This window comes from Winogradskyella damuponensis (genome assembly GCF_039538385.1).
Classification (GTDB): domain Bacteria; phylum Bacteroidota; class Bacteroidia; order Flavobacteriales; family Flavobacteriaceae; genus Winogradskyella; species Winogradskyella damuponensis.
On the sequence record NZ_BAABCB010000036.1, the window covers coordinates 1 to 847 of the forward strand.

An 847-nucleotide genomic window follows, 5' to 3' on the forward strand; every position below is an offset into this window, starting at 1 on the left:
ATGAAAACTATGTTTCAAAATTAGCTTAAAGTTACTTGTTTTTTAACTCAGTTCTTTGTTGGCAATAGTTATTTTCTAATTCAGTCATTTTATTTCGCTAGTCAAACAATGTTTTAATTCTATCCAATATTGAATTATTCTTTTTCGCAAAAGTGATTATTTTTTCAGCTCTATCAGCTATATTTTTATAATATTGATAGTCGCTTTCTACCTCTTCGTATTTTTTTCCTAGACTCTCTCTTTGGTTGTGTGGAAAATTCAAATCACTATCGTAAATAATTGTTGTCAGTCGCTTTTTCTCAAATCCGTTCCATTTAAATTCTTTGTCATTGACTATTTTTTCCAATTCAATTATTAATTCCTCTCGATATTCTTTGTGTTTATCAGATTGGTCAAATTCAGATTCCTTTAATAGGCAAGAGATAGCCGATATTTGATTCAAATCCTTTGATTTAATCAAAAGTTTAATCAATTCCGTTTGGCTTGGTTTCGGCAACCTGAATAATATTGGATTTCCACCTCCGTGATATTCCGACTCAAGAGGGATTTCTATCCATTCAGATTGGTCTCTTTGGTCAATATATTTAGTTTCCCATCCATCACTTTCGATTTCGGTCATTTCCGATGTCAATTTTTCAATTGATTTTCTATTTGTGATAAAATTCTCGATGTTCATTTTAATTATTGCCAACGTGTTTGTGTATGGTTAGTTGCGTGGTTTAGCGACTAAGTTAGCAAACATTTACGAACCCGTGAAAATTCCGCAGGAATTTTCGCAAGTAGGCTAGAACCAAGCAATTAATTATACACGTTGTTCTATGCAGTTTTTATTCAGATTGTTTAATGT

Annotated in this window: 1 protein-coding gene; it reads right to left on the bottom strand. The window is 31.5% G+C overall.

All coding sequences use genetic code 11. The features are described 5' to 3' along the window. Positions 1 to 97: 97 nt before the first annotated feature. A complete protein-coding gene (locus tag ABD730_RS17095) occupies positions 98 to 619 on the bottom strand; it encodes a hypothetical protein (RefSeq protein WP_344716110.1) in 522 nt (173 codons plus the stop codon). Positions 620 to 847: the final 228 nt, after the last annotated feature.